General features: G+C 61.5%; 24 protein-coding genes and 1 pseudogene. 15 read left to right on the forward strand and 10 right to left on the reverse strand.

Translation table 11 applies throughout. The annotated features are described in order from the left end of the window. Positions 1-49: 49 nt before the first annotated feature. Genes Q0P52_RS02940 through Q0P52_RS02950 form a run of 3 tightly spaced genes read right to left on the reverse strand, consistent with a single transcriptional unit; the run spans position 50 to position 3,242 of the window. A complete protein-coding gene (locus Q0P52_RS02940; protein WP_293764321.1) occupies positions 50-697 on the reverse strand; it encodes a TetR/AcrR family transcriptional regulator in 648 nt (215 codons plus the stop codon). Between the two features lie 57 nt (positions 698-754). Continuing rightward, a complete protein-coding gene (locus Q0P52_RS02945; RefSeq protein WP_293764324.1) occupies positions 755-1,615 on the reverse strand; it encodes a mechanosensitive ion channel domain-containing protein in 861 nt (286 codons plus the stop codon). A 16-nt stretch (positions 1,616-1,631) separates the two neighbouring features. Beyond that, positions 1,632-3,242 (reverse strand): peptide chain release factor 3, encoded by a 1,611-nt coding sequence (locus Q0P52_RS02950; RefSeq protein ID WP_293764327.1) that lies wholly within the window; start codon positions 3,240-3,242, stop codon positions 1,632-1,634. 268 nt (positions 3,243-3,510) lie between these two features. Here Q0P52_RS02950 and Q0P52_RS02955 point away from each other — a divergent pair, with 268 nt between their 5' ends. The 11 genes and pseudogenes from Q0P52_RS02955 to Q0P52_RS03005 all read left to right on the forward strand — a co-directional run bounded on the left by Q0P52_RS02955 (position 3,511) and on the right by Q0P52_RS03005 (position 11,107). After that, the gene (locus Q0P52_RS02955) at positions 3,511-4,125 is read left to right on the forward strand and encodes a riboflavin synthase subunit alpha (RefSeq protein ID WP_293764330.1); all 615 of its coding nucleotides are present in this window, start codon (positions 3,511-3,513) and stop codon (positions 4,123-4,125) included. Continuing rightward, on the forward strand, positions 4,122-4,787 hold the full coding sequence (locus Q0P52_RS02960) for a diphthine--ammonia ligase (protein ID WP_293764333.1): 666 nt from the start codon (positions 4,122-4,124) through the stop codon (positions 4,785-4,787). The genes Q0P52_RS02955 and Q0P52_RS02960 overlap by 4 nt, the downstream gene beginning before the upstream one ends. A 38-nt stretch (positions 4,788-4,825) precedes the next feature. Further along, positions 4,826-5,932 carry a bifunctional 3,4-dihydroxy-2-butanone-4-phosphate synthase/GTP cyclohydrolase II gene (gene ribBA, locus Q0P52_RS02965; RefSeq protein WP_293764336.1) on the forward strand — a complete coding sequence of 369 codons (1,107 nt, stop codon included), beginning with the start codon at positions 4,826-4,828 and terminating at the stop codon, positions 5,930-5,932. A gap of 80 nt (positions 5,933-6,012) precedes the next feature. Further along, complete coding sequence (ribH, locus tag Q0P52_RS02970) at positions 6,013-6,480, forward strand: 6,7-dimethyl-8-ribityllumazine synthase (protein ID WP_293764339.1); 468 nt, start codon at positions 6,013-6,015, stop codon at positions 6,478-6,480. Between the two features lie 57 nt (positions 6,481-6,537). Next, entirely contained in the window at positions 6,538-6,984 is a 447-nt protein-coding gene (gene nusB / locus Q0P52_RS02975; protein WP_293764342.1) for a transcription antitermination factor NusB, read from the forward strand. Positions 6,985-7,044: 60 nt separating this feature from the next. Further along, positions 7,045-8,001 carry a thiamine-phosphate kinase gene (gene thiL, locus Q0P52_RS02980; protein ID WP_293764345.1) on the forward strand — a complete coding sequence of 319 codons (957 nt, stop codon included), beginning with the start codon at positions 7,045-7,047 and terminating at the stop codon, positions 7,999-8,001. After that, positions 7,979-8,488 carry a phosphatidylglycerophosphatase A gene (locus Q0P52_RS02985; protein ID WP_293764348.1) on the forward strand — a complete coding sequence of 170 codons (510 nt, stop codon included), beginning with the start codon at positions 7,979-7,981 and terminating at the stop codon, positions 8,486-8,488. The genes thiL and Q0P52_RS02985 overlap by 23 nt, the downstream gene beginning before the upstream one ends. 16 nt (positions 8,489-8,504) lie before the next feature. Next, entirely contained in the window at positions 8,505-9,380 is an 876-nt protein-coding gene (locus Q0P52_RS02990; RefSeq protein ID WP_293764351.1) for a neutral zinc metallopeptidase, read from the forward strand. A gap of 156 nt (positions 9,381-9,536) precedes the next feature. After that, the gene (locus Q0P52_RS02995; RefSeq protein ID WP_293764353.1) at positions 9,537-9,884 is read left to right on the forward strand and encodes a hypothetical protein; all 348 of its coding nucleotides are present in this window, start codon (positions 9,537-9,539) and stop codon (positions 9,882-9,884) included. 156 nt (positions 9,885-10,040) lie between these two features. Continuing rightward, positions 10,041-10,321, forward strand: a pseudogene (locus Q0P52_RS03000) (IS5/IS1182 family transposase); the annotation flags it as partial. 18 nt (positions 10,322-10,339) lie between these two features. After that, a complete protein-coding gene (locus Q0P52_RS03005; protein ID WP_293764364.1) occupies positions 10,340-11,107 on the forward strand; it encodes an aromatic amino acid lyase in 768 nt (255 codons plus the stop codon). Between the two features lie 527 nt (positions 11,108-11,634). Here the strand turns inward: Q0P52_RS03005 and msrB are convergent. The 6 genes from msrB to Q0P52_RS03035 form a co-directional block, all read right to left on the reverse strand. Then, positions 11,635-12,030 carry a peptide-methionine (R)-S-oxide reductase MsrB gene (gene msrB / locus Q0P52_RS03010; RefSeq protein ID WP_293765984.1) on the reverse strand — a complete coding sequence of 132 codons (396 nt, stop codon included), beginning with the start codon at positions 12,028-12,030 and terminating at the stop codon, positions 11,635-11,637. 59 nt (positions 12,031-12,089) lie between these two features. Beyond that, positions 12,090-12,725 (reverse strand): histidine phosphatase family protein, encoded by a 636-nt coding sequence (locus tag Q0P52_RS03015; protein ID WP_293765985.1) that lies wholly within the window; start codon positions 12,723-12,725, stop codon positions 12,090-12,092. 20 nt (positions 12,726-12,745) lie between these two features. After that, the gene (locus Q0P52_RS03020; RefSeq protein WP_293765986.1) at positions 12,746-14,113 is read right to left on the reverse strand and encodes a deoxyguanosinetriphosphate triphosphohydrolase; all 1,368 of its coding nucleotides are present in this window, start codon (positions 14,111-14,113) and stop codon (positions 12,746-12,748) included. Further along, a complete protein-coding gene (locus Q0P52_RS03025) occupies positions 14,110-14,283 on the reverse strand; it encodes a hypothetical protein (RefSeq protein WP_293765987.1) in 174 nt (57 codons plus the stop codon). The genes Q0P52_RS03020 and Q0P52_RS03025 overlap by 4 nt, the downstream gene beginning before the upstream one ends. Positions 14,284-14,383: 100 nt before the next feature. Further along, a complete protein-coding gene (locus Q0P52_RS03030; protein WP_293765988.1) occupies positions 14,384-14,596 on the reverse strand; it encodes a glycine zipper 2TM domain-containing protein in 213 nt (70 codons plus the stop codon). A 100-nt stretch (positions 14,597-14,696) separates the two neighbouring features. Then, complete coding sequence (locus Q0P52_RS03035) at positions 14,697-15,860, reverse strand: PQQ-dependent sugar dehydrogenase (protein ID WP_293765989.1); 1,164 nt, start codon at positions 15,858-15,860, stop codon at positions 14,697-14,699. Positions 15,861-15,908: 48 nt separating this feature from the next. On the opposite strand from Q0P52_RS03035, the gene Q0P52_RS03040 reads away from it, so the two are divergent. The 3 genes from Q0P52_RS03040 to Q0P52_RS03050 all read left to right on the forward strand — a co-directional run bounded on the left by Q0P52_RS03040 (position 15,909) and on the right by Q0P52_RS03050 (position 18,457). Next, the gene (locus Q0P52_RS03040; protein WP_293765990.1) at positions 15,909-17,159 is read left to right on the forward strand and encodes an MFS transporter; all 1,251 of its coding nucleotides are present in this window, start codon (positions 15,909-15,911) and stop codon (positions 17,157-17,159) included. Then, positions 17,156-17,773, forward strand: a complete 618-nt coding sequence (locus Q0P52_RS03045) for a metalloregulator ArsR/SmtB family transcription factor (RefSeq protein WP_293765991.1) — start codon at positions 17,156-17,158, stop codon at positions 17,771-17,773. Before Q0P52_RS03040 ends, Q0P52_RS03045 begins: the two co-directional genes overlap by 4 nt. Positions 17,774-17,905: 132 nt before the next feature. Continuing rightward, complete coding sequence (locus tag Q0P52_RS03050; RefSeq protein ID WP_293765992.1) at positions 17,906-18,457, forward strand: hypothetical protein; 552 nt, start codon at positions 17,906-17,908, stop codon at positions 18,455-18,457. Positions 18,458-18,560: 103 nt separating this feature from the next. Here the strand turns inward: Q0P52_RS03050 and Q0P52_RS03055 are convergent, their stop codons facing one another. Next, positions 18,561-19,193, reverse strand: a complete 633-nt coding sequence (locus Q0P52_RS03055) for a hypothetical protein (protein WP_293765993.1) — start codon at positions 19,191-19,193, stop codon at positions 18,561-18,563. A gap of 364 nt (positions 19,194-19,557) precedes the next feature. On the opposite strand from Q0P52_RS03055, the gene pflB reads away from it, so the two are divergent. After that, positions 19,558-21,885, forward strand: coding sequence for a formate C-acetyltransferase (gene pflB, locus Q0P52_RS03060; RefSeq protein WP_293765994.1), 2,328 nt, complete (start codon positions 19,558-19,560; stop codon positions 21,883-21,885). The last annotated feature ends 2 nt before the right edge of the window (positions 21,886-21,887 follow it).

Here is a 21,887-nt window from a genome sequence, read left to right on the forward strand (position 1 = left end):
TTCAATGCGAACGGCGTTTTTGCGTGGAGCCAAACCTTGGCCGAAGGGCTCAACCGCCAGCGTGGCGGGCGCTCAGCGCGCGATAGGCATCCATGAAGTCCGGCTGTACGTAGGGCTTGAGCAGCGCCAGCACCTGACGCACGCCGCGATGGCCGGAAGCCTCGGTAATGGGCGCGCGCGGGCGGGAGGTTTGCTCGAAGGCAAACCAGAATTTCACCACCAGCCAGATGTTGACGCTGACCGCTTCGATGTCTTCCTCATCCATCTTCAGCAGGCCCAGGCGGATGAATTCGCGGAAGTGCTCGCCCAGAATGCCTTTCAGTTCGGTGTTGACGAACTGGTGGTACTCGGACTGCAGCTGGGTGTTGCGCGACAGCATGCCCGGCAGGTCGTAGAACATGAAACGGAACTGCCACATGGCAAGGAAAGCGGTGTCCAGATAGTTGACCAGATCGGTCACCGTGCGATGGCCGGTCTCCGGTACGGACAGACGCTCGGTGATGAAGTCCCGGTACATCAGGAAAATCTGGTAGACGATCTCTTCCTTGTTGCGGAAGTGATAGTAGAGGTTGCCCGGGCTGATCCCCAGATGCGCCGCAATGTGATTGGTGGTGATATTGCGCTCGCCCTGTTCGTTGAACAGTTTGAGGCTTTCCAGAATGATGCGGTCGTAGGTTTTGATGCGGGGTTTGCTCATGGGGCTACCGGATGGGAAGGCAAGGCACGATTATAACCATCGTTTGGAGTTTGTGCTCTAATTTTTACCGTTGTTTGCCGGAATTTCCGGAAAACAACCTTCCATGAACTGATGGATGATGGCTTGCTCGATACGTTGCCGCTCTTTGGCGGGGATGGCGATGCGCAAGATCAACTGATAGCGTTTTTCGTCCACTGCCTGCATGCCGATGCGCGGCTCCACGGATGGGGTGTCCACCAGGTAACGCTCCGCCATGCGCTCCATGTGGCTGCGCGCAGCCTCCACGTGCAGGGCGCAATGCTCTTCCGCCGCCTGCAGCAGCAAACGCTGCGCGCGCGCTGGCGGTATGGCGTAACCCATGGGCACGTTGATGATGTGCATCACGTAATCGCCCATGTAGTTCTCGCGAATCACGGCGTTGGACAGCAACAGGCTGTTGGGGAAGGTCAGGGCGCGGCCGGTCATCTGGTGCGCGTTGTGCTGCGGGCCGATCTCCATCACCGTGGTGGACAGCAGGCCGATGTCCACCACGCGGCCGCGGATGCTGCCCACTTCGATGTGATCGCCTAGGCTGTAGCTGTTGGAGGCGTGACGAACGACAAAGCCCGACACGCAGAGGATCAGCTCCTTGGTGGCCAGAATCAGGGCCGCCGCAAAAGCCAGCATGGACACTGCGATGGTTTGCAGTTCGTTAGCCCAGATCAGTCCGATACCTGCCAGACCGCTGATGAAGAGAAAATTGCGCGTGGTGATGGACCAGCGTCTGCGCTCTTCCACCGGTACATTGACGTTGCTGGCCAGGATATGCCCGACTACCACTCGGATCAGCACCAGCACCGCCACCAGCATCAGCGAACGGACTATCTCGTGCGAGTAGTCGGCGCGCAGGGCGTGGACGAGGTCGATCAGGCTGTACATCGGGCGTATCCCTGGCTTAGTCGTTGAGTTTGACGGCGTGTTCGCGGGTCTCGTGGAACACGATGTCCGGCCAGCGCTCTTGCGTCAGTTGCAGGTTGACGCGGTTGGGCGCGAGGTAGGCCAGGTTGCCGCCGGCGTCGGTGGCGATGTTCATCTGCAGCGCCTTGATGAATTCGTCCAGCTTCTTGCGGTCATCGCAGGTAAACCAGCGCGCCGACCAGATGCTGGCCGACTCGAACATGGCGTCCACACCGTACTCGGCGGCCAGTCGCGAGGCCACCACTTCAAATTGCAGCACGCCCACCGCGCCCAGAATCAGATCGCCGCCGCTGTGCGGCTTGAACACCTGCACCGCGCCTTCTTCGCCCAGTTGTTGCAGGCCTTTTTGCAGTTGCTTGAGCTTCAGCGGGTTCTTGATGCGCACCGAGCGGAACAGCTCCGGCGCAAAGAAGGGGATGCCGGTGAAGGTAAGTTCTTCGCCTTCGGAGAAGCTGTCGCCAATCTGGATATTGCCGTGGTTGGGGATGCCGATGATGTCGCCGGCAAAGGCTTCTTCCACGATCTCGCGGTCGTGGGACATGAAGGTCACCACGCTGGAGGCGGCGATGTCGCGATTCAGCCGCAGGTGCTTCATCTTCATGCCGCGCTCAAACTGGCCGGAACACACGCGCAGGAAAGCAATGCGGTCGCGGTGCTTCGGGTCCATATTGGCCTGGATCTTGAACACGAAGCCGGAGAATTTGCCCTCTTTCGGGTCTACGCTGCGGACGGTGGCGTCGCGCTCAAGCGGCGCAGGGGCCCAGTTGATCAGCGCGTCCAGAATCTCGCGCACGCCGAAGTTGTTGATGGCGGAGCCAAAGAATACCGGGGTCAGCTCGCCGGCCAGGAATTCGTCCAGGCTCCATTCGTTGGACGCGCCCTTCACCAGTTCGATTTCCATGCGCAGCTGTTCCATCTCCAGCGGGAACAGCTCGTCCAGGCGCGGATTGTCTATGCCCTTGATGACTTCAATGTCGCTAACCAGCTTTTCGCTGCCGGCTTCAAACAGGATCACTTCGTCGGACAGCAGGCTGTACACGCCGCGGAAGGTCTTGCCCATGCCGATGGGCCAAGTGATGGGCGCGCAGCGGATCTTCAGCACGTTTTCCACTTCGTCCAGCAATTCCAGCGAATCGCGTACTTCACGGTCGTACTTGTTCATGAAGGTGACGATGGGGGTATTGCGCAAGCGGCACACATTGAGCAGCTTGATGGTTTGTTCTTCCACGCCCTTGGCGGCGTCGATCACCATCAGCGCGCTGTCCACGGCGGTGAGTACGCGATAGGTGTCTTCGGAGAAGTCCTGGTGGCCCGGGGTGTCCAGCAGATTGACAGTGTGGTCGCGGTAGTCGAACTGCATGACCGAAGAAGCCACAGAAATGCCGCGCTGCTTTTCAATCTCCATCCAGTCGGAGGTGGCGAACTTGCCGCCCTTCTTGCCCTTTACGGTACCGGCCATCTGGATCGCGCCCGAAAACAGCAGCAGCTTTTCGGTCAGCGTGGTTTTACCGGCGTCAGGGTGGGAAATGATGGCGAAGGTGCGGCGGTGCGCCACTTCTTCGGCAATGCGGGACAGTTCGACGGACATGGAGATAAGCAGCCAAAATCAGGAAAGCCGGTGATTTTACAGGATTGACGTCCCGAGCGTAACCATGTCGCGCGTATAGGCGAGTGACGGGGTTTGGCTAAATTTCGCGGCAAATCAGCAAGATGGCGAATCAGGGCAAAACCCGGGCGGCGCAAAGGTCGGCAGGGGTGGCTGATTTGGTTATGATTGGAGGATTCGCAGCCCTTTTCGGGCAATTCCGAATCGGCATGGTTTCCCTCCCGCCGCAGGGCGGGCAGAAAGGCAAGAGATGTTTACCGGCATCGTTCAAGGCATGGCCGAGGTGGTGGCCATTGAAGAGAAGCAGGATTTCCGTCGCCACGTGGTGCGTCTGCCGGCGCACATGTTGGGCGGCATCGAACTGGGCGCCTCCATCGCCCACAACGGTTGTTGTCTCACGGTGACGCAGGTGGACAACGATCTGGTGGCCTTTGACCTGATGAAAGAAACGCTGGCGGTTACCAATCTGGGCCGGCTGGTGGTGGGCGACCGGGTTAATGTGGAGCGCGCCGCGCGCTTTGGGGATGAAATCGGCGGCCACGCCATGTCCGGTCACATCCTCTGTCTGGCCGAGGTGCTGGAAGTGATCCGCAGCCCCAATAATTGCACGGTGTGGTTTGAACTGCCGGCGGCTTTTGCCAAATACCTGTTTGCCAAAGGTTATATCGGTATCGATGGCACCAGCCTCACCATTGGCGAGGTGCGCGACAACCGTTTCTGCGTGCATCTGATCCCGGAAACGTTGGAACGCACCATCATCAGCCAGCGCCGGGCGGGCGACAGCATCAATATCGAAATCGACCCGCAAACCCAGGCTATCGTCGATACCGTCGAGCGCGTGCTGGCGCAGCGAGGTCAGGCGTGAGCGCTCTCGCGGGCGTGTTGCTGGCTGCGTCCTGGAGCGGCGGCAAGGACTCCTGCCTGGCGCTGTGGCGGGCAAAGCAGGCCGGTGCAAAGGTGCATTGCCTGCTCAACATGCTGGACGAAAACGGCGAACGCTCCCGTTCGCACGGCGTGCGCCCGGAGGTGCTGACCGCGCAGGCCGAGGCAATGGGTCTGCCGCTGGTGAGCGGCAAGGCCAGCTGGGCCGCTTACGAAGCAGAGTTTGTTTCCCGCCTGCGGGCATTGCATGGCGAGGGTGTGCAAGCCATGGTGTTTGGCGATATCGACCTTGAGCCGCACCGCGAGTGGGAAGAAAAGGTGTGCGCGGCGGCATCGCTGCAAGCCTTGCTGCCCTTGTGGCAGGAGGCGCGCGAGAAACTGGTGCGGGAATTCGTCGATGCGGGTTTTTCCGCGCGCATCGTTATGCTCAACACCGATATGGTGAGTAAAAAATGGTTGGGCCAAACGCTTGATCATGCGCTGATTGACGCCATGTTGGCCGAAGGGGTGGATCCGTGCGCGGAAGGCGGCGAATTCCACACGCTGGTGACCGACGGCCCGCTGTTCGCTGCGCCGCTGCGTCTGCGCGTCGGCGAAGAGCGCCGGGACGGCTGCTATGCCAGCCTCGATTTCATGCTGTCCTGAGCCGGGCTCGGGACGCGACACGACAAAGGAAGCAGGACATGATCATTTCTCCGATTCAGGACATCATCGCCGACATCAAGGCCGGCAAGATGGTGGTGCTGGCTGATGCGGAAGACCGCGAAAACGAAGGCGATATCGTCATGGCGGCTGAGTTCGTCACGCCCGAAGCCATCAATTTCATGGCCAAGCACGCGCGCGGCCTGATTTGCCTCACCCTGTCCGAACAGCGCTGCAAGCAGCTGAACCTGCCGATGATGGCCACCAACAACGGCACCTCCTTCGGCACCAATTTCACGGTATCCATCGAAGCGGCCGAAGGCGTGACCACCGGCATTTCCGCCGCCGACCGCGCCCGCACCGTGCAAGTGGCGGTGGCGCGCAACGCCAAGGCCAGCGACCTGGTGCAGCCGGGCCATGTCTTTCCGCTCAAGGCGCAAAACGGCGGCGTGCTGATTCGCGCCGGCCATACGGAAGCCGCCTGCGATCTGGCCATGCTGGCGGACTTGGAGCCGGCGGGCGTCATCTGCGAAATCATGAACGACGACGGCACCATGGCGCGCATGCCGGAGCTGTTGGAGTTTGCCCAGCAGCACGGGCTGAAGGTGGGCACCATCGCCGATCTGATCCACTACCGCAGCCGCACCGAATCGCTGGTGGAAAAAGTAGGCCAGCGCCCGGTGGAAACGCCATTCGGCTCTTTTGAGCTGCATGTGTTCCAGGACGCCACCACTCGTGAAACCCACATGGCGCTGGTGAAGGGCGACATTACCGAGCATGAAGAAACCCTGGTGCGCGTGCATGAGCCGCTGTCGGTGATGGACTTGCTCGACCCGTTGTGCCGCCAGCATTCCTGGACGGTGCCGGGCGCGCTGGAGGCGATTGAAGAGGCCGGCAAGGGCGTGGTGGTGCTGATGTATCGCGACGAATGCGGCGAGCAGCTGCTGCAGCGCGCACTGGGGCAAAACGTCAAGCGCGGCGCCTGGGACGGCAAGACCTTCGGCGTTGGCGCGCAAATGCTTAAGGCTTTGGGCGTGCGCAAGATGAAACTGATGTCCTCGCCGGTGAATGTGCCCTCCATGACCGGCTTTGATCTTGAAGTCAGCGGTTTCTGTCAGCCCGAACACTTCCACATCGAAATCGGTTAAAATAGCCGGTTTTCCGTCATGACGAATCCGGAGCCGGCACAGCCGTCTCCGGTCAAACCTGTTCTGCAGTGAGGAATTCCATGCTTGAAGCCATCCAGCGCATTACCCCCGACCTTAACGGCAAAGGCCTGAAAATCGGCGTGGTCATGGCCCGTTTCAACGAGCCGGTGTGTCACGGCCTGCGCGATGCCTGCCTCGCCGAGCTGAAGGTGCTGGGCGTGGAGCCGTCCGATGTGGTGCTGGCCACCGTGCCGGGCGCGCTGGAAGTGCCGCTGGTGTTGCAAACCATGGCCAAGAGCGGCCGTTTCGATGCGCTGGTGGCGCTGGGCGCGGTCATCCGCGGCGAGACCTACCATTTTGAACTGGTATCCAATGAATCCGGCGCTGGCGTTACCCGCGTGGGCCTGGATTTCGACATCCCGGTCGCCAATGCCATCCTCACCACTGAAACCGACGAACAGGCTGAAGTGCGCATGCTGGAAAAAGGCCGCGACGCTGCCCGCGTTGCGGTGGAAATGGTCAATCTGCACAAATCGCTGCGCGGCTGATGCCCTCGGGGGCCGCCCAGGTGGCGGCCGCGCGCTTGCTCTTTCAGGAAAAAACATATGAAAACCGCCCGTCGCCGCGCCCGTGAATTTGCCGTTCAGGGCATTTACGAGTGGGAAATGAATCCGGATCGTCCGGCTTCCATGATCGAAAAGCACCTGCGCGAGAACGAATACTTCGTCAAGGCTGACGAAGCCCTGTTCCGCGCCGTGTTGTACGGTGTGCTCAAGGATGTGCCGCTGCTGTCCGGCCGCATTCGTCCTTACTACGAGCGCGCCGAAGAAGAAGTCAGCCCGGTGGAGCGCGCCGTGCTGTTGATGGCCGCGCTGGAGTTGACCGAACACGTGGAAACGCCTTACCCGGTGATCATCAACGAAGCCATCGAAATCACCAAAACCTTTGGCGGCACCGATGGCCATAAATTCGTCAACGGCGTGCTGGACAAGCTGGCCGCTGACGTGCGCGCCGACGAAGTGGCTGCGCAAAAGGCTCGCCGTCAGGGTTGATGGCGCACTGCACTTTATCTCAGACGACACCCGCCACGGCGGGTGTTTTTGCGTGAACGCATGAACGAATTTGACTTGATACGCCATTGCTTCACCCGCGAAGCCCGCCATAGCGTGCTGGGCGTGGGCGATGATGCGGCCATCCTTCGGCCAACCCCGGGCTGCGATCTGCATGTTTCCACCGACATGTTGGTGGAAGGGCGGCACTTTTTTACTGATGTCGATCCGCACGCCCTGGGTCACAAAACGCTGGCGGTGAATTTGTCGGACATGGCGGCGATGGGCGCTGTGCCGCGCTGGGCCTTTCTGTCACTGGCGCTGCCTGCGGCAGAGGCGGGCTGGGCGCAAAGATTTGCCGAAGGGCTGTTTGCGCTGGCCTATGAGCATGGCGTGGATCTGGCTGGCGGCGACACCACGCGCGGCCCGCTGACCTTGTCGGTCACCATCATGGGCGAGGCGCCGCAAGGGCTGGCGCTGCGCCGCGACGCCGCTCTTGTGGGCGACGACGTGTGGGTGAGCGGCGAGCTGGGTCTAGGCGCGCTGGCGTTGGCGGAGCGCTTGGGTGGCGAAGTGGCGGTGGAGGCGGGCTTGCTGGCGGCGGCTAGGCAGCGGCTGGACTATCCACAACCGCGTGTTGCGCTGGGGCGGGCATTGCTGGGGGTGGCGCATGCGGCCATTGATGTATCGGATGGCTTGATGGCGGATCTGGGTCATGTCCTGACCGCCTCCGGCGTGGGGGCGGAGGTGTGGCTGGACAGCCTGCCTTCTCATGCCGGCATGGAGGCGGATCGACCGCGCTACCTCGCTTGTCTGGCGGCAGGCGGCGATGATTATGAGCTGTGCTTCACCGCGCCGCAGGCGGCGCGCGCCGCCGTGCTGGCGGCGGGCGAGGCAACGGGTTGCCGGGTGACGCGGGTTGGCCGCGTGACGGCGGCGTCTGGCGGCAGGCTGCTTGATGCGTCGGGAAATGTCGTGTCATTGGCAAGGACGGGTTATGACCACTTCACACAAGGCTAAGCCGGCATTCAAGCCGGATTGGGCTTTTTTGCTGCGCCGTCCGGCGCATCTGCTGGCTTTTGGTTTTGGCAGCGGGCTGGCGCCCAAGGCGCCGGGTACTTGGGGCACGCTGGTGGCTTATCCGCTGTTTGCGCTGTGTCTGGCGGCGGGGATGAGCGCTACTGTGATTGCCGTGCTGTGCCTGCCTTTATTTGTGCTGGGCGTCTGGGCTTGTCAGGTGACGGGCGATGCGCTGGGTGTGCATGACTATGGCGGCATAGTCTGGGATGAGGTGGTGGCCATGCTGCTGGTGTTGGCCTTTGCGCCGGCAACGCCGCTTGGCTGGCTGATCGCTTTTGCGCTGTTCCGCTTTTTTGACATCATCAAGCCCTGGCCCATTGGCTGGTTCGATCGGCGCGTTCATGGCGGGCTGGGCGTCATGCTGGATGACGTGATTGCCGCCTTGTTCGCGATGGCGGTGCAGGCGGTGCTGGCAAAGTGGTATTGAATCGGGGAGAGACGGCATGCGTTGGGATGGCAATCGGGAAAGCGACAATGTGGAGGATCGCCGTGATGAGAATGGCGGCGGTGGCAGTGGTTTCAGTCTGGGCGGCGGCACGATAGGGATTGGCACCATCGCTGTTGGTTTGGTCGCCTGGCTGGTGTTTGGCGCCAATCCCTTGCAGGTAATCAGCGCACTTAGCGGGCATCAGTCTGCGCAGACGCAGCAGCCCCCCGCGCACAAGCCGCCGGCGGACGATCGCGAAGCCAAATTCGTGCGGGTGGTGCTGGCGGATACCGAAGATGTCTGGGGTGGTGTCTTTCGTCAGCGCGGCGGCCAGTATCAGGCGCCCAAGCTGGTGCTGTTCAATGGCGCTACGCCCACCGCCTGCGGGCAGGGGCAATCGGCCATGGGCCCGTTTTATTGCCCGGCAGACCGCAAGGTGTATATCGACCTGGCCTTCTATCGCACTTTGCAAGACCAGTTGGGCGCGCCGGGCGAGTTTGCCCAGGCGTACGTGATTGCCCATGAGGTGGGCCATCACGTGCAGAACTTGCTGGGCATTTCCTCCAAGGTGGATGCGGAGCGTCAGCGCAGCAGCGAAGCCCGGGCCAATGCGCTGTCTGTCCGGCTTGAGTTGCAGGCGGATTGCTTTGCCGGGGTGTGGGGCAATCACGCCGACAAGGCGCGGCATATTCTTGAGAGCGGCGATCTTGAGTCCGCGCTCAATGCGGCCTCAAAGATTGGCGACGATACGCTGCAGCGCTCGGCGGGTCGCGCGGTGGTGCCGGACTCCTTCACGCATGGCAGCAGCGAACAGCGGGTGCGCTGGTTCAAGCGAGGGTTTGATAGCGGCGAAATCGATCAGTGTAATACGTTTGCCGAACGCCGCTTGTGAGCGGGTTTTGATGGGAAGCGGGTTGCCGCCTTCGTGGAGAGCAAAAATCCCGCAGCATGTCTGCGGGATTTTTTCATGTTTGCGGGCGCTGAAGCCCAATAGGGGCGGGCTTTGTGGTATTCTTGCGCCCCTCTCGTTGTGACCCGTCACTCATCCATGAAAGACCCTTGCGATCACTACACCTTCGACTTGATCGGCGGTGTGCAAAAAAAACCCGGCCGCAAGCCGCTGGGCGAGCGCGCCATGACGGTGGCCGAGCGCAAGCGTCGCAGTCGCGAGTTGCGCCGCAATCGTTTGCAAGAGCTGTCGGTAACGGTGGAACTGAGTCGCGATGCGCAGAAGTCGCTCGACAAGATGATTGAATGGTGGGGAGTCAGCAAGAAAGAGGCGATCAATCGCGCGCTGCAGATTGCCTGTCAATCGCAGACAGGGCGCACCGGCATGTTGTTTGATCTGGATATGCCTCCGCCGGCGACGGCAAAGCGCCGACGCAAGTTGGAGTGATGCGGATGCAAAAAGACTTCGGCCAACCTTTGTGTTGGCCGAAGTCTTTTCACGTGTGCGCGGCGTTCCGTTGGCATTGAGCCGGGAGGAGGCGCTTGGAGCCGCTCTAAATCGCTGATGCCGGGTTGCGCCTCCTTATCTTGATCTTGTTCGTGTTGGGAGGAGCTGCTTCAGGAACTAGGCTTCGGCAGCGGCATGACCTGTTGGAGGCGACTGCGGGACTGGCTGGCGCTAGGCGTTTGGGATCATCTACATCTAACCCTGCTGATACGACTGCGCTAACACGATCAAATGGATTGGAGTCGAGCCAGCATTGACGGGGCGAGTGTTACCAGCCCCCTGGGGGCCAACAAACTAGCCCCAATCCCACCGGCCGCGGCAAGCCCGGTAGCAAACGGCACATCGTCGTAGGTCGCCGTGGCCTGCCCTTGGCGCTGTGTTACTAGGGCTCCAGCATCTGGAACCGCGACGACAGCCGCCGCCTGCAGGATCCGCTGAGCTTTCGCGATAGCGTCTTCGTGCTCGGCGAAGTGGCTCGCGCCTACGCCGAAGCGCGCTCCCTGCTGGCAGTGCAGCTTAACTCCTCGGACGACAATCCGGGCGTGGCCGTCGGCGTAACACCCAAGGGCACGCTGTGGCAGGAGAAGAAGAACTACGTGACCAGCAGGGCTGCGGCGGGCGCAGTCTTGCCGAGCGCCAACTTCGAACCGCTACCGGGGGTCATCGCCTTCGAACAACTGGGTATCGCGCTGGCGCACAACTCGATCACCTCGGCGCTGCGCACGAGCAAGCTGGACTCGCCTGATTTCACCGGTGGGATGGAACGCTACCTGGGTACCGAAAAGTCGTATCACGCCTTCGGCGCCATGGAAAAGCCGGCGGTAGCATTAGCCATGGAGAATAAGGTGCTGGCAACACCGGTATCGACAGAGTTCTTGCCGATCGCAGGCCAAGTCGAGGACATCGCCACCAACGCCAGCCAAGTAGTCAAGCGCCTGCAGAAGCAGATCGACAATTCCTACTTGCTGCTTGGCATCGAGCTGGTCCACGCCGCGCAGGCAGTCGACCTGCGTGGAGCCAGGCAGCCCGACTTCGCCTTGGCGCCGGCAACCACCGGCCTCTACAACGCGCTGCGCGCGCGCGTTACCAAGCTTGAGGAAGATCGCCCGCTGACGCCGGACTTCCGAGCCGCGGCGCAGGTTCTCAGCGCCTATCGCGAATAACGGCATGGCAGCAACGGCGATTCGTGGCCGAAGAGGCGGGCGACATGGGAAATGGAGGCCCATCGTATATTGCCGCTCATTCAGAACGCGTTTGTGCTCTTCCGAGTAAGCGAAAGCGGCAATGGCCAAACGTGGTTGGCGGGAGGCGGAATGCCCCGTATGCAACAAGGCGTGCAAGGCGCGATGCCCCGGTGTGCGAAGTCACAGCGATATGCGAAAAGCGTAGGACGGAAGCCTCCGGTTTTTTTGGAGGCGTGCCGCCGCGATGCAGCCAGCCAAACAGACAAAAACGGCAATGTTCAGACGTGGTTGGGCTTTGTGGCACAAATCAGCCACAGGTCGAACTACCCCAATCCCCAGGCGGATTTATCCCATGCGGCGTGCTCAGTGGGGTGAGGTAGGGTAAGAGGGAAGGAAATTAAGCAAAAAATTGGACGACCTCTTCAGGTACGCCCAATTTTGGTGCAAATTTCCAAGTATAAAGTTATTAACTTCAATAACTTAACGTCCCTGCACCTGCAAGCGGGCTAGGCCTTGCGAAAATCCAGGCACACCGAATTGATGCAATAGCGCTCGCCGGTGGGTTCCGGACCGTCGGGGAAGACATGGCCAAGGTGGGCGTCGCAGCTGGAGCAGCGCACTTCGGTGCGAATCATGCCGTGCGAGGTGTCTTCGATGCGCCGGATGTTGGCGCCCGCCGCTTCGGCCCAGAAGCTGGGCCAGCCGCAGCCGGCGTCGAACTTGGTGTCCGAGTGGAACAGCCGCGCGCCGCAGCAAACGCAGTAGTAATCGCCGTGTTCGTTGTGGAAGTAATGCTCGCCGGTGAACGGGCGTTCGGTGCCTCCTTGCCGGGCGACGCGGTATTGCTCCGGCGTGAGTTGGGCGCGCCATTGGGCGTCGGTTTTGCTTGTGATGTCGCTCATGATGGGTGTCCTTGAGAGTGGGTGACGGTTGGTCGCGCGGGCGGCGGCTTTCTGACGCGTCAGAGTTCGTCCAGTGTTTCCGCCAGATGGGATTCGTCGGCCCACTTTTCCAGCACCCAGCCCTGCGGGCCCACGCTCAACCAGTTCAGGGCGGCGTTGGGAATGGGGAAGTCGCGCGGTTTTTGCAGCGGCGTACCCGTGGCGTGGCGGTAGATCATTTCCAGCACGCCGCCGTGCGCCACCACCAGCACGGTTTGCGCCGGATGCGCTTCGGCCAACCAATTGATGTGACTGATGATGCGCTGGTGAAAGCCCTGTAGGGTTTCGCCGCCGTCCATATCGTAATGCGGGTCTCGATCCTGATGCTTGCGCCAGGCTTCCGGCATGGCGGTGCGGGCTTCGTCGTAGGTCTTGCCTTGAAAGGCGCCGTAGTGACGTTCCTTGAGTGCGTCGTGAAACTGGGCGATCAGCTTCAGTTTGTCCACCAGCGGCGCTGCGGTCTGCCGGGTGCGGGTGAGACTGCTCACATGCAGGCTGTCAAAGCGCTGCCCGCGCAGTTGCAGGGCGGTGGCCAGCCGCAGGGCCTGTTCCTCGCCTTGCCGGTTGAGCGGGATGTCCAGATGGCCTTGCAGGCGGCGTTCTCGATTCCAGTCGGTTTCGCCGTGGCGAACAATGCAGAAGCGGGTGGTGTGCATGGTGTGCGTGTGTCGGGAGGTCAGAGAATCCCTACGCCGGAAATTTCCCGGGCGAGGTTGGCGGCGTAGTTGTCGGTCATGCCGCCCAGGTAATCCAGCACTTTCATGTAAGCGTGATAGAGGCTGTCGTCCGGCTGGATATGGCGTTCCAGCAGGCCCATGGCCAGGTGTTCGCGCGGGGTGAGCTGGTCCGGGCCTTTGCTGATGCAGGCGTGCACGGCCGGCACCAGCACATCGAGAATGGTGGACATGCAGGGGTAGGAGGCCAGCTCGGTAACCAGTTTGGTGCGGTGGCGGTATACCTTGTTGCTGGCCAGCTCCTTGGCCTGGATCAGCGCTTCCTGCACCGCCGGCTCGGTGAGGTTGATGAGGTCCTTGGCGGGGAAGTTGCCCGCCAGCAGCGAATCATGGTGCAGCATGAATTTCTGTGCCACTTCGGAGACGCAGCGGCCAATGGCGATGCCGCGCAGCATGGCGCATTTTTGTTTGACGTCGTGGATGGCCCAGACGCGTTCGTACTCGGTGAAGTGAGCGAACAGCCGTTCGAACTCATGGATGTCGAGAATACCGATTTCCACCGCGTCTTCGAGGTCGAGGATGGCGTAGCAGATGTCGTCCGCCGCTTCCATCAGATAGGACAGTGGGTGGCGTCCCCACTCCAGCTCGCCCTTGCGCGGCAGCTTGAGCTCTTCCGCCACGCGCTGGAAGTAAGGCAGCTCAGTGCGGTAGATGTTGAATTTGTCTCGCTGCAGCGCCATGGGCGCGTCCGAAGTCCACGGATACTTGATCAACGCGCCGATGGCGGCGGAGGTGAGGCGCATGCCGCCTTCGCCGGCATACATTTCCAGCGAGGCGACCATGCGCAGGCCGTGAGCGTTGCCTTCATAGGTTTGCACGTCGCGTACTTCAGCGGCTGTAAGGTTTTGCAGGTAGGCGGCGTTGCGTCCGGCGCGGAACCAGTCGCGCAGGGCGTCTTCGCCAGTATGGCCAAAGGGCGGATTGCCGATGTCGTGGGCCAGGCAGGCCACTTGCACCACCGCGCCGATGTCGTAAGGGCTGTAGCCCTCGGGCATCAGGCCTGCATGCTCCAGCATCACGCCCACGCGGTTGCCCAGGCTGCGGCCGACGCTGGCCACCTCTACGCTGTGTGTCAGCCGGTTGTGGGTGTGGTCGTTCTGCGCCAGCGGATGCACCTGGGTTTTGCGGCCCAGCCGGCGGAAGGCGCTGGAGAACACCACGCGGTCATGGTCGATGTGAAAGTCGCTGCGCAAGCCCGGACTGCCTTCTTCCGTGGCGGGAGTGCGGGTGGGCAGTACTTCGCCCTGGATCACCTTGAAACGCTGGGTGGAAAGCAGGGAGGCCCACTGCTGGCGGAGAGGCTGGTTCATGATGGACGACGGGTGGGTGGCGACAGGTCGATGATATTGGGTTTGTCCGCGCGGTGAAAGCCGCTGGCGGTCTGGAATGCGGCAGGGCCCGGCATGGCCGGGCCCTGATCTGGCGGCACGGGCCGGCGAAACTGGTGGCGGCGCGTGCCCAGACTATTGGAAACGCTCACAAAACTCCTTAAGCACCAGAGCGACGACGCACAGGTGCTGGCAGCAAGTTGCCTGCCGCCCGGCGGCGCAAAGCAGGGCCAGGGGGTTTGTCAGTGGGTCTTAGTGCTTCTTGGTGGTTTGGTTGCCGATGACGCCGCCAACGGCTGCGCCGCCAACCGTGCCCAGCGCGGAACCGTCGGTCAGCACCGAGCCCAGCACGGCGCCGGCGGTGGCGCCAATGGCGGTATTGCGTTGCGTGCGGTTCATGCTGCCGCAACCGGCCAGCAGCGAGACAGCCAGCAGGGCGGCGACGGGGTAGGTGATTTTGTTCATAGGAAGCTCCTTGCAAGATGCGTTGTTGCCTTGCAAGGACTGGCGGCAGCTTGCAGAGGTTCCGCTTTTGGCTGCCTTGTTTTGTAACCGATTGTCAATCTCAAGGGGTATAAACCCTGATCACTTGGCCATGCCGATCGTCGGTCAGGTACAGTGCGCCATCCGGGCCCACCCGTATCTCTACCGGACCGCCCGGGCCCTTGGCGTCTTTCCATTGCCCCAGCAATTCCACCGGCTTGCCCTTCGGCAAACCTTGCTTGTCCACCGGCCAGGCCATCAGCCGGTGCCCGTGTTGCCGGTAGCCGTGATAGCCCACTACCAGCCAGTTGCGAAAGCGTGCCGGAGCCAGCTCGCCTTGCCACCAGGCAAGGCCCAGAGGGGCGGAATGCGCTGGCAGCAGCATGTAGGGCGCGACGGTTTTGCGGCAATCGTAGGCGGGAAATTCCGGCGCCGACAGGCGATTGTCGTAGCAGTAGGGCCAGCCGTAGTGTTTGCCGGCTTGCAGGATGTTCAACTCGTCGTGCGGTAGCTCATTGTCGTTGGGCAGGCCCAGCTTCAACTGGATGGCGTCGCGGCTGTTTTCCGCTTGCAGCACCAGCCCGCTTTGCGCATTCACGCCCAGCGCCATGCTGTTGCGCAGGCCACGAGCGAATATGCCCAGATCGCTGATTTTGCCGTCGTCCGCGATGTGGTAGCGGCGCACCACGCCCACCGGGTTGTCGCCTTCCGCTTCCGGGCAGAAGCCGGCGCGCTGTTGCGCTGGCGAGGCTTGATCGCAGTTGTCCGACGAGCTGCCGACATTGACGTAGAGGTCGCCGTCCGGCGACAGGGCGAAGGTGCTGAGTGGGTGGCGCTGCCTGATGGGCAAGCTGATGACGGTTTCGCGCTGGGTCGGGTTGTTCAGTGCAAAGCGCACGATGCGGCCCACCTCGCCGACGTAAATCTTGCCATCCGGCCCGCGCATCACGCCGTGTGGGCGGTCAAAACCCGTGGCGATAAGGGTTTTCTCCCAGCCGTCTTTGCCAGCTTTCAGTTGAATGAGCCGGCCATTGGCGGCATCCCAACGCACCATTTCCGTTACCAGCAGGCTGCCGTCGTCCAGTACAGCCAAGCCGCGCGGCATGGCCAGGCCGCTGCTGATGACGCTGGCGCACAATCCGGCCGCCGGCTTGGCGGACGGCCCCTTGGCCGGCGGGCAGGCGGCGCGCGCCAGCGGGCTGGCCAACAGGGCAGTCATCAGGAGCAGACGGAGGATGATCGGCATAAATAAACCTTTTGGTTTGTAAATTGAATGACAAACTGCTATCTTGCCATGACTGCCACCAAAGTATCCGTCATGACTGTTACGCATCCCAAACTCATTCTGTTCACCGTTTGTCTCATCGCGCTGATGAGTACGGCCGGGGTGGCCATGCCTTATCCCATCCTGGCGCCGGTTTTCGTCGATATGGCGCCGGACGGTTTCAATCACTTCATGGGCCTGCCGCCCAAACTGTTGCTGGGCGTGGCGCTGGCGGTGAACCCGACCGGCATTTTGCTGGGCAGCCTGTTTATCGGCAGCCTGTCCGACCGACTGGGCCGCAAGACCGTGCTGCTAACCACCTTGGCATTGACGCTGTTGGGCTATGTGCTCACCGCCTACGCGCTGTGGAGCCGCAATTACCCCTTGTTTGTGCTGTCGCGCTTCGCCACCGGGCTAACCGAAGGCAATGTGGCGGTGGCGCGCGCCATCGTGGCGGACCTGCATCCGCAGCTGGATCGCACGCGGTCGTTTGCTTTGCTCAATGCGGTGCTCTACACAGGCTGGCTGGTGGGGCCGCTGGTGGGCGGCTTGACGCTGCCCTTGGGCGAGCCGGTGCCGTTTGCGCTGGCGGCCGTTTCTTTGCTGCCTTGTCTGGTGATCCTGACCGTGTTCTTGCCGGAAACCGGCGAGCGGCTGCATGCCGACCGCTCGTTGCTGGCGGTAGTGCGCGAGAAAAACGCCTTTCGCCTGCTGGGCAAGGACCCAATGCTGGCGCGGTTATTCTGGATGCAGCTGGCCTTCGCCATGGGCGTGAATGCTTTTTATGAGTTCTATCCGCTATGGCTCGTGGAGTTTGCCCGCCAGGACAGCCGCGGCATTGCGCTGGTGACGGCCGGGCTGTGCCTGATGATGACCGGCGCCAGCATCTGGGTGGGCAAGTGGTTTGCCGATAAACCGCATTTGCCGGTGGCGCGCACGCAGGCGCTGGTGTTTTCCGCTGGCTTGTTCCTGTTGTGCCTGCTGCCCGGCAAACAGGGCGTCTGGCTGATCATGGTGCTGGGCTTGCCGCTGTCCATCTACAACACCTTGCTGCCGGTCTGGTGCTCCGAGCGCTTTGATCATCTGGGTCAGGGTGGGGTGATGGGGCTGTTGTCCACCGTGTTTTGCCTTTCCAATGTGGCGATTGCCTTGCTGGGCAGCGTGCTCACCTTGCTGGACACCCGCCTAGTACTGCTGCTGGGCGCCTGCACCTGTTTGCTGGCCAGTGTGCGGCTGCAAGCGCTGATCCGGCTGACGACCAGGCAAGGAGGGGGGGCATGAATATGGCCGATCGACTGCTGTATCTCCTCAAGACCCGTGGCGCCATGAGCGCGCAGCAGTTGGCCGAAGCGCTGGACATGACGGCCATGGGCGCGCGCAAGCATCTGCTGGCGCTGGAAGAAAAGGGCCTGTTGTTGTCCGAAGAGCGGGCGGAGGGGGTGGGCAGGCCGGCGCGTTACTGGCTGTTGAGCGACAAGGGTCATGCGCGCTTCCCGGACCGGCATGCTGATCTCGCTTTGCAGCTGCTGGGGCATGTGCGCGAACGCTTCGGCCAACAGGGCGTGGACGACCTGATAGCCGCCCGCGAGGCCGCCTCGTTCGACCAGTACGCTGAGGTGTTGGCGGCACAGGCTGATGTCGGCGGCAAGGTGCGCGCCCTGGCGGCCTTGCGTACTGCCGAAGGCTATATGGCCGAGGCGGCGCCGCAGGGGAGTGACTGGCTGCTGCTGGAGAATCACTGCCCCATCTGCGCCGCAGCACGCGAGTGCCAGGGTTTTTGTCGTTCCGAGCTGGCGCTTTTCCAGCAATTGTTCCAGCCCTTGGCGGAAGTGCGGCGCGAGGAGCACTTGCTGGCCGGTGCGCGGCGCTGCGTCTATCGCATCCATCCGTTGTAGGTTTGGGGTGTGTATTGCGTGCACTTGGCGCTGCCGGCGGACGAGGCCGCCGTTGGCATACGAAACTGCTTGCGGTGGTAGCCTGCCTCAATGATAATAATTGAGAATCATTATCATTAAAGAGGTGGCCCCATGTTCTGGAATACTCTGTTCCTTGCCGGTCTGGGCGGCGTCATTCTCATCCGCATGATGTTCGTCGTGTTGCTGCAGTCCACGCCCGGCGCCATGCCGGGAGCGCGCTATCTGGGCTGGCCGGTGGTGGCGGGCATGTGGCTGGCGCCGCTTCTTCTGGCGCTGGCGGGTTGGCCGAAGGCATTGCCGGTCACACTGCCGCCCTTGCTGCCGGCGCTGGGTGTTTTATTGCTGGCCTTGTCGGTGTGGCTGTTCTGGCGCAGCCACGCCGATGTGCTGATGGGTAATCTGCAAGCAGGCAATCAACGGGGGCGGGGGGTGTACCAGCGCATTCGCCATCCGATGCTGCTGTCTCTATGGCTGCTGATGGTTGCCGAGTTGTTGTTGCTGGGCGATGCCTTGCCGGCCGTCATCGGCTTGTTGGCCTTGAGCGTGGATTTGCGCCGTCGGCTTGAGCGCGAAGACGACAGCCAGCGTCGACTGCTGGGCGCGGACTACGCGCGCTACCGCAGCGAGACCGGTGGGTTCTGGCCTCGCTCGCTGGCGGGCTAGCACTGGCGGAGCCACGGGATGCGGCAAAGCAAAACGGCTGAAAGTGCGGTGTTTAGTCCGCCGTTTCAGCCGTTTTGTCATGCGTCCCTGCTCAGTAAAGTCTTTAGCCGCCTTGCAGGTTGCTCAGCATGTTGCGGATGTCTTGCGGGCGGGCAATCTCCGTTTTGCCATCGCGATAAACCGTCAGCTTGCCGTTTTCCACCAGCCCCACTTCCATTTCCTTACTGCCCGGGTCCAGCAGCAGATAAGCCATCTCGCTGCCGCCCTCATGCGGCTTGTTGCCGGAAGCGTAATACACGCCGTCTTTTTGCAAGGGTGAACTCACCTGCATATTAGCGTTGAATACGGACAGCTTGTCGCCCAGCAGCGCGCGCAGGCGTTCTGCCACCATGCCCTTGCTGTAAAGGCTGGTTTCCGTCGGGTACTTGCCGACTTGTTTTTCCAGTTGCTGCCAGCCTGCGGCTTCTTCGCCATGCCCGGCGGCTTCCTTGATGATGGTGACGGCCGCCCCAAGCAAGGGGTTATCCTGGCCGGCCTGTTCCACTTTCTGTTTGGCCTCGCCGAGGACTGCGCTGGCGTGCTGTTTCAAATCGCCCAAGGGGGCGCTGGCGTCGCCCAGCGCCTGCGCAGCCGCGCCAACCGCGGCGGAGGCGGTTTGCTGCGCCTGCTCGGTCTGTTGCTGGGTGCAGGCCGCCAGTGAAATCAGGGCGAGTAGGGGGAAAGTGAGCTTGCGCATATTGAAGTTTCTCCATCAATAGATAGAAGAGTCTGAGCATGTGCTGCTACATTCGGTTCCCGTTGCTGGTGGCCAGGCTGAAATCATCAACTACAAATGTTCATAATCGAACATCGCTGTTTGCTATACTGAATTACTGGGTGAAATTAATGCATATCAATAAATTCAATGACTTGTGGTATTTTTTGGTAAGCCCTGAAAAGTGAATTTATAATGACGAAACGATTTTGCAGTGCAATAACATGTTGTGAGCTTATTACAAACTGGCGCATTTGATCTGCGTCAACTTTTTGTGTTCGTAATCGAATGTAAGATGGTTTCGAAATATGACACAACGTCGTATCGAATCAATCAGGAGGTGGTCATGGAATCCTTGTCTCGTACCGCAGTTCAGGCTGATCCCTGGCGCGGATTTCAGTCCGGCGAGTGGCAGACCCGTGTCGATGTGCGCGACTTCATTCAACGCAACTACACGCCTTACGAGGGCGATGACCGCTTCCTGGCCCCGGCAACCGAGCGCACGCAGAAACTCTGGGCCACGCTGGGCGAGCTGCTGAAGGCTGAGCGCGAGAAGGGCGTGCTGGATGTGTCGGCCGATCGCGCCACCTCCATCACCGCGCACGACGCTGGTTATATCGATAAAGACAGCGAAGTGATCGTCGGCTTGCAAACCGACGCCCCGCTGAAGCGCGCCATCATGCCCAACGGCGGCCTGCGCATGGTGGAGGCCGGCCTGGCGGCTTACGGTTTCGAGCTTGACCCCATGGTCAAGGAAATCTGGACCAAATACCGCAAGAGCCACAACCAGGGTGTGTTTGATGTGTATACCCCGGAAATCATGGCTTGCCGCAAATCCGGCGTCATCACCGGCCTGCCGGACGCCTATGGTCGCGGCCGCATTATCGGCGACTACCGCCGCGTGGCGTTGTACGGGGTGGACTACCTGCGCGCCGAGCGCCAGCAGCGTTTCCACGAACTGGACGACGCCGTGTTCAACGACGACACGCTGCGTTTGCGCGAAGAGCTGTCCGAGCAATTCCGCGCGCTGGACGAACTCAAGCAGATGGCCGCCAAATATGGCTACGACATCAGCCGCCCCGCTGCCGACGCCCGCGAAGCCGTGCAGTGGGTGTACTTTGCCTATCTGGCCGCCGTGAAGGAACAAAACGGCGCCGCCATGTCCTTTGGCCGCGTATCCACCTTCCTTGATGTGTACATCCAGCGCGATCTGGAGTCCGGCGCACTGACCGAAGCGCAGGCTCAGGAAATGATCGACGACCTGGTGATCAAGCTGCGCATCGTGCGCTTCCTGCGCACCCCGGAATACGATCAACTGTTCTCGGGCGACCCGACCTGGGTAACCGAATCCATCGGCGGCATGGGTGAAGATGGCCGCACCCTGGTCAGCAAAACCAGCTTCCGCTTCCTCAATACCCTGTACAACCTGGGCCCGGCGCCGGAGCCCAATCTCACGGTGTTGTGGTCCACCCGCTTCCCGCAAGGCTTCAAGCACTTCTGCGCCAAAGTGTCCATCGACACCAGCGCCATCCAGTACGAAAACGACGATCTGATGCGTCCGTACTGGGGCGATGATTACGGCATCGCCTGCTGCGTGTCGGCCATGCGCATCGGCAAGCAGATGCAGTTCTTCGGCGCGCGCGCCAACCTGGCCAAGGCTTTGCTGTACGCGATCAACGGCGGCGTGGACGAGAAGAGCGGCGTGCTGGTGGCCAAGGGTTTCGAGCCCATCACCGCTGACGTGTTGAGCTACGAAGAGGTGCTGCCCAAGCTGGAAAAAATGATGGACTGGCTGGCGGCCACTTATGTGAAGGCGCTCAACAGCATTCACTACATGCACGACAAATATGCTTACGAGCGCATCGAGATGGCACTGCACGACCGCGACATCGTACGCACCATGGCTTGCGGCATTGCCGGCTTGTCCGTGGCGGCGGATTCGCTGTCGGCCATCAAATACGCCAAAGTCAGTGTGGTGCGCAATGAGCAGGGTTTGGCTGTCGACTACAAGATCGAGGGCGACTACCCGGCCTTTGGCAACAACGACGACCGCGTGGACGACATCGCCGTCTGGCTGACCAAGGAGTTCATGGACAAGATCAAGGCGCAGCCGTACTTCTACCGCGACGCCAAGCCGACCCAGTCGGTGCTGACCATCACCTCCAACGTGGTGTACGGCAAGAAAACCGGCAATACGCCGGACGGTCGCCGCGCCGGCGAGCCGTTCTCGCCGGGCGCCAATCCGATGAACGGCCGCGACGTGAAGGGCTTTGTCGCCGCCGGCGCCTCGGTGGCCAAGCTGCCGTACGACGCCGCGCTGGATGGCATCAGCTGGACCGCATCGGCCACGCCGGATGCGCTGGGGCATACCGCGCAAGAGCGCATTGCCAACCTGGCCAACTGCCTGGACGGTTTTGCCGCCGCCCACCCCACCAGTTTCAGCTCGGCCAAGTGCACGCCGTTTGATTGCGAGGGCGAGCGCGACATTGAAGGCGGCGGCTTCCACGTCAACGTCAACGTGTTCAAGCGCGAAACCTTGCTGGACGCCATGGAACACCCGGAACTGTATCCGCAGCTCACTATCCGCGTTTCGGGTTATGCGGTGAACTTCGTCAAGCTCACTCGCGAACAGCAACTGGATGTGATCAACCGCACTTTCCACGGCACGATGTAATA

This window comes from uncultured Aquitalea sp. (assembly GCF_945957525.1).
Lineage (GTDB): Bacteria > Pseudomonadota > Gammaproteobacteria > Burkholderiales > Chromobacteriaceae > Aquitalea.

Excerpts from the sequence above, each read along its gene's own strand:
- Q0P52_RS03050 (WP_293765992.1), top strand. The coding sequence starts at position 17,906 with ATGTTCTGGAATACTCTGTTCCTTGCCGGTCTGGGCGGCGTCATTCTC.
- ribBA (WP_293764336.1), top strand. The coding sequence starts at position 4,826 with ATGATCATTTCTCCGATTCAGGACATCATCGCCGACATCAAGGCCGGC.
- ribH (WP_293764339.1), top strand. The coding sequence starts at position 6,013 with ATGCTTGAAGCCATCCAGCGCATTACCCCCGACCTTAACGGCAAAGGC.
- Q0P52_RS02985 (WP_293764348.1), top strand. The coding sequence starts at position 7,979 with ATGACCACTTCACACAAGGCTAAGCCGGCATTCAAGCCGGATTGGGCT.
- Q0P52_RS03055 (WP_293765993.1), bottom strand. The coding sequence starts at position 19,193 with ATGCGCAAGCTCACTTTCCCCCTACTCGCCCTGATTTCACTGGCGGCC.
- pflB (WP_293765994.1), top strand. The coding sequence starts at position 19,558 with ATGGAATCCTTGTCTCGTACCGCAGTTCAGGCTGATCCCTGGCGCGGA.
- Q0P52_RS02945 (WP_293764324.1), bottom strand. The coding sequence starts at position 1,615 with ATGTACAGCCTGATCGACCTCGTCCACGCCCTGCGCGCCGACTACTCG.
- Q0P52_RS02990 (WP_293764351.1), top strand. The coding sequence starts at position 8,505 with ATGCGTTGGGATGGCAATCGGGAAAGCGACAATGTGGAGGATCGCCGT.
- Q0P52_RS03040 (WP_293765990.1), top strand. The coding sequence starts at position 15,909 with ATGACTGCCACCAAAGTATCCGTCATGACTGTTACGCATCCCAAACTC.
- thiL (WP_293764345.1), top strand. The coding sequence starts at position 7,045 with ATGAACGAATTTGACTTGATACGCCATTGCTTCACCCGCGAAGCCCGC.
- nusB (WP_293764342.1), top strand. The coding sequence starts at position 6,538 with ATGAAAACCGCCCGTCGCCGCGCCCGTGAATTTGCCGTTCAGGGCATT.
- Q0P52_RS02940 (WP_293764321.1), bottom strand. The coding sequence starts at position 697 with ATGAGCAAACCCCGCATCAAAACCTACGACCGCATCATTCTGGAAAGC.
- Q0P52_RS03020 (WP_293765986.1), bottom strand. The coding sequence starts at position 14,113 with ATGAACCAGCCTCTCCGCCAGCAGTGGGCCTCCCTGCTTTCCACCCAG.
- Q0P52_RS02955 (WP_293764330.1), top strand. The coding sequence starts at position 3,511 with ATGTTTACCGGCATCGTTCAAGGCATGGCCGAGGTGGTGGCCATTGAA.
- Q0P52_RS03035 (WP_293765989.1), bottom strand. The coding sequence starts at position 15,860 with ATGCCGATCATCCTCCGTCTGCTCCTGATGACTGCCCTGTTGGCCAGC.
- Q0P52_RS02950 (WP_293764327.1), bottom strand. The coding sequence starts at position 3,242 with ATGTCCGTCGAACTGTCCCGCATTGCCGAAGAAGTGGCGCACCGCCGC.
- Q0P52_RS03015 (WP_293765985.1), bottom strand. The coding sequence starts at position 12,725 with ATGCACACCACCCGCTTCTGCATTGTTCGCCACGGCGAAACCGACTGG.
- msrB (WP_293765984.1), bottom strand. The coding sequence starts at position 12,030 with ATGAGCGACATCACAAGCAAAACCGACGCCCAATGGCGCGCCCAACTC.
- Q0P52_RS03030 (WP_293765988.1), bottom strand. The coding sequence starts at position 14,596 with ATGAACAAAATCACCTACCCCGTCGCCGCCCTGCTGGCTGTCTCGCTG.
- Q0P52_RS02995 (WP_293764353.1), top strand. The coding sequence starts at position 9,537 with ATGAAAGACCCTTGCGATCACTACACCTTCGACTTGATCGGCGGTGTG.
- Q0P52_RS03045 (WP_293765991.1), top strand. The coding sequence starts at position 17,156 with ATGAATATGGCCGATCGACTGCTGTATCTCCTCAAGACCCGTGGCGCC.